The organism is Kitasatospora sp. NPDC059160 (assembly GCF_042755465.1).
Classification (GTDB): Bacteria; Actinomycetota; Actinomycetes; order Streptomycetales; family Streptomycetaceae; genus Kitasatospora.
Map to the genome: position 1 here is coordinate 134,174 of NZ_JBHZCN010000007.1, position 4,264 is coordinate 138,437.

Annotated in this window: 4 protein-coding genes and 1 pseudogene; 4 read left to right on the forward strand and 1 reads right to left on the reverse strand. The window is 76.6% G+C overall.

Translation table 11 applies throughout. The features are described from left to right. Positions 1–121: 121 nt before the first annotated feature. Positions 122–400 (forward strand): annotated as a pseudogene (locus tag ACFXOZ_RS04795) (MMPL family transporter); the annotation flags it as partial. Between the two features lie 64 nt (positions 401–464). On the opposite strand, the gene ACFXOZ_RS04800 reads toward ACFXOZ_RS04795, so the two are convergent. After that, positions 465–857 carry a nuclear transport factor 2 family protein gene (locus ACFXOZ_RS04800; protein WP_375897373.1) on the reverse strand — a complete coding sequence of 131 codons (393 nt, stop codon included), beginning with the start codon at positions 855–857 and terminating at the stop codon, positions 465–467. A gap of 96 nt (positions 858–953) precedes the next feature. On the opposite strand from ACFXOZ_RS04800, the gene ACFXOZ_RS04805 reads away from it, so the two are divergent. From ACFXOZ_RS04805 to ACFXOZ_RS04815, 3 genes are all read left to right on the forward strand, one after another. Beyond that, positions 954–1,400 carry a MarR family winged helix-turn-helix transcriptional regulator gene (locus ACFXOZ_RS04805; RefSeq protein ID WP_380525329.1) on the forward strand — a complete coding sequence of 149 codons (447 nt, stop codon included), beginning with the start codon at positions 954–956 and terminating at the stop codon, positions 1,398–1,400. Positions 1,401–1,607: 207 nt separating this feature from the next. Continuing rightward, positions 1,608–2,807: a serine hydrolase domain-containing protein gene (locus ACFXOZ_RS04810; RefSeq protein WP_380587497.1), complete on the forward strand. Its 1,200-nt coding sequence runs from the start codon at positions 1,608–1,610 to the stop codon at positions 2,805–2,807. 162 nt (positions 2,808–2,969) lie between these two features. Next, on the forward strand, positions 2,970–4,001 hold the full coding sequence (locus ACFXOZ_RS04815; RefSeq protein WP_380525327.1) for an AraC family transcriptional regulator: 1,032 nt from the start codon (positions 2,970–2,972) through the stop codon (positions 3,999–4,001). Positions 4,002–4,264 lie beyond the last annotated feature (263 nt).

Genomic DNA, 4,264 nt, shown 5'->3' on the forward strand with positions numbered 1-4,264 from the left:
CGCGTTCTCTTGCTCGGTCCTTTTTTTTTTTTGCGCGTGGGGGTGGGGCTTTAGCTCTCACCCCTCTTCCTCCGGGCGGGGGGGGCCCCCGCGGCCGGGCCCCCCCCCCGCCCCCCCCCAGGACTCCGTGGCGCACGCGCTGGAGATCACCGCGCGGGTGATCACCTGCGCCGCGCTGATCATGGTGAGCGTGTTCGCCGCGTTCATCGTCAGCGACAACGTGGTGATCAAGATGATGGGGCTGGGCCTGGCGGTCAGCGTGCTGGTGGACGCCACGGTGGTGCGGCTGCTGCTGGTGCCGGCGGTGATGACGCTGCTGGGGCCGGCCGCCTGGTGGACGCCGCGCTTCCTGGACCGGGTGCTGCCGCACATCGACACCGAGGGCGCGGGCGAACAACCGTAGGGCGGGCGCGGCGTCCGGCGGGCGCGGTGGTCAGCGGGCGCGGCGTCCGGCGGGTGCTCGGTCAGCGGGCGCTGCCGAGGTCGCGGTCGTGGTCGGCGCCCTCCAGCAGGAGGGTGGTCTCCTCGATCCGGCGGAAGCGGCCGTCGGGGGCGAACTCGGCGAAGAGGTAGACCTCCATGCGGACGGTGGAGCCGTCGGTCTTGGTGATGGTCATGGTGTGGCGGTCGGCGTAGCGGTGGCCGTCGACCAGCTCCTCGTGGACCTCGACGGAGCCGTCGGCCACGACCGTGCGCAGGTGGGCGATGTGGGCCAGGAACTCGCCGCGGTCGTCCCAGCGGCCGTCGGTGCGCTGGCGGTAGTCGGGGGCGAAGTGCCGGTCGACGGCCTCGTGGAGGTCCAGGCCCGGGGTGAGGAGCAGGTCGGCGAGGGCGGTGGTGATGTCGGTGTGCTGCACGGGGTCCTCCGATGACTTGTCACGAGAAAGTGCGTGCCTCAGGCACGCATCTGACAGTACAGGAAAAGCGTGCGCAGCGCACGCTAATCTGAGGGGGTGACGAATCCGACCGGACACGAGATCGCCGAGGCCCTGGGACTGCTGCTGCGGCGCAGCACCCGCACCGGCCTGCACGCCCAGCTGACCGACGGCCTGGGGGAAGCCGTCGACGAGCTCACCTACCCGGTGCTCAGCGGCCTGGCCCGCACCGGCCCGTGCAGCGCCGCCGACCTGGGCCGCGAGATCGGGCTGGACCGCACCACCGTGACCCGCCGCGCCGACCGGCTGGAGGAGGCCGGGCTGCTGCGCCGCGAGGCCGACCCCGGCGACCGGCGCGCGACCCTGCTCGTCCTCACCGACCGCGGACGGGACGCGGTACGGGCCACCCGGCAACGCCTGGCGGCCCGCATCGAGGACTCCCTCGCCTCCTGGCCGGCGGACGACGCCCGGGCCTTCGCCCGGCTGCTGCGCACCTTCGTGGACGAGGGGCCGTTCCAGGGCTGACACCCCGGGCCCGGGGTTCCGGGCCCCGGGCCGTCGGACCAGGATCCGGGTCCGGGTCCGGGTCCGACGGCCCGGCGCGGTGATCGACCAGGCGGGTCACGGCGGGCGCCCGGCCGTTTCCCCGGGTCCGCGGGCGGTGATCCCTTGCCCCCGAACCACCCGGCCACCCGGCCGCCGGCACCCGCACCGCCCTCCGGAGGATCCGTCATGTCACCGCGCCCCCGCCGCCGTCCACGGCCCGCCGTCACCGCCCTGCTGACCGCGTCGCTGGCCGCCTCGCTCGCACTGGCCCCCGCCGCCGGCGCCGCCGCGGGCGGCGGGCCCGAGGGCCGCCAGGACGGCCGCCAGGACGGCGACCGGGCGCTGCGGGCCCGGCTGCAGGAGCTGGTGGACCGCCCGGACGGCCCGCCCGGCGCCATCGCCGTCCTGCGCGAGGACGACCGGGTGCGGGTGATCCGGGCCGGCACCGCCGAACTCGGCACCGGCCGCCCGCCCCTCACCGAGGACCACATGCGCCTGGCCAGCGCCGCCAAGGCGTTCAGCGGCGCCGTCGCCCTGCGGCTGGTGGACTGCGGACTGCTCGGCCTCGACGACACCCTCGCCGCCCGGCTGCCCGCGCTGCCCGCCGACTGGGGCGCGGTGACGCTGCGCCAGCTGCTCAACCACACCAGCGGGCTGCCCGACTACAGCAGGGCCCCGGCCTTCGGCGACCTGCTGAGCGCCGACCCCCACCACGTCTTCGACTCCCGCCGCCTGCTGGACTTCGTCGCCGACGAGCCCCTGGAGTTCACCCCCGGCACCCGCTACCAGTACTCCAACTCCGACAACATCGCCGTCGCCCTGATGGCCGAGGCCGCCACCGGGCAGCGCTACGAGGACCTGCTCGCCTCCGAGGTCTACCGCCCGCTCGGACTCACCCGCACCAGCCTGCCCTCCGGCTACCGGCTGCCGAGGCCCTACCTGCACGGCTACGCCGTCGAACCGCCCGCCCCGCCGCAGGACGTCAGCACCGAGTACGGCGCCTCCGGCTCCTGGGCCTCGGGCGGCCTGGTCTCCACCCCCGCCGACTTCAACGCCTTCGCCGCCGCCTGGGCGGGCGGCCCGCTGATCGGCGACGCCACCCGCGCACAGCAGCGGACCTTCGTCGACGGCGCCTCCGAACCCGCCGGCCCCGGCACCAACCACGCCGGACTGGCGATCTTCGAGTACACCACCCGCTGCGGCACGGTGTACGGCCACACCGGCAACACCCCCGGCTACACCCAGCTCGGCGCGGGCACCGCCGACGGGCGGCGCAGCCTGACCGTCTCCGTCACCACGCAGGTCAACCGGAGCGGCACACCGGACCTGCTGGCGCACCTGCGGGCGGTCGAGGAGGACTTCGTCTGCGCACTGCTGGCCCCCTGACCGGGCGCGGCCCCGGACGCGGACCGGGCGCGGGTACGGGGCTGGGCACGGGGCAGGCACGGGGGTCCGGGCCGGCGGCCGGGCCGGGATCGGTTACGGTCGACGGTCCGGCAGCGGCCGGGCCGGGAAGCGGAGCGGGAAGGGGGCGGCGAGGTGGCCGCGGTGACGGGGAGCGTGTTCCGGGGCGAGGGCGTGCCCGCGCGGGAGCGGTTCGACTGCTGGCGGGAGCTGATCGGGCGCACCCGGGCCAGCGAGATGACCAGCGAGCACGCCGACGACTTCCGGGCGGAGATGCGGCGCCTGGAGCTGGGGCCGGTGACCCTGCTGCGGTCCTCGTTCCCGCCGACGCGCTTCCGGCGCTCCGCCGCCATGGTGCGGCGCACGGACCCCGGGGTGTACCACCTGACGATGCCGCTCGACGGCGGGCTGTCACTGACCCGCGGCGCCAAGGAGCGCACCCGCACCTTCGGCCGGGGCGACCTGTACCTGGTGGACAGCTCCCACCCCTACGAGGTGCGGGCCCTCGGGGCCCGGGGCGGCGGCCGCCGGGAGCAGCGGACCGAGGCCGTGGGGATCGACTTCCCGGCCGCGCTGCTGCCGCTGCCGCCGCACCGGCTGCGCGACCTGCTGGGGCGGGGGTTCTCGGTGCGCGAGGGCACCTGCGCGCTGCTGTCGGACTTCCTGGTCGGGCTGGACCGGCAGGCGGCGGCGCTGGACCCGGCCGGGGCGGCCCGGCTGGGCACCATCGCGGTCGACCTGGTCGCCGCCTGGGTCGCCGGGGAGCTGGAGGCCGAGGCGGCCGTGCCGGAGGACACCCGCCAGCGCGCCCTGGTGGAGGCGGTGCGCGCCTTCGTGCGGCGCAACCTCCAGGACCCCGAGCTGTCGCCGGCGGTGATCGCCGCCGCCCACCACGTCTCCGTCAGCCACCTGCACCGGGTCTTCACCCGGCAGTCCGGGGAGTCCGGGGACGGCCGGACGCTGGCGGCCTGGATCCGCGGGCAGCGGCTGGAGCGGGCCCGGCGCGACCTGGCCGACCCGGCGCTGCGCACCCTGGCGGTCCAGGCCGTCGCCGCCCGCTGGGGCTTCCCCCGGGCCGACGACTTCAGCCGCGCCTTCCGGGCCGCGTACGGGCTCTCGCCCCGTGAGCACCGCCACCGGGCCGCGGCCGAGCGGGCGCGGGACGGCGACGCGTAGACGCATTGCCAAGGAAGTGGAGACGCAGGGACAACACGGGCGCCGCGCGCACTGGCATCCTCCACGAGGAACACCGCGACGCGCCGGGCCCGTCAGCCCCGCGCGGCAGAACCACCGGTGGCCCGGCACGCCACGGGGGGGGGGGGCGGGGCCCCCGGGCGGCCGGGGCACCCGGGGCCCACCCTGGTGCCCGGGCCGCACCCGGCGCCCGCCACCCAGGCCTTCGGCGCGGTCGGCGCCGGCGACCAGACCTCGGTGATGCC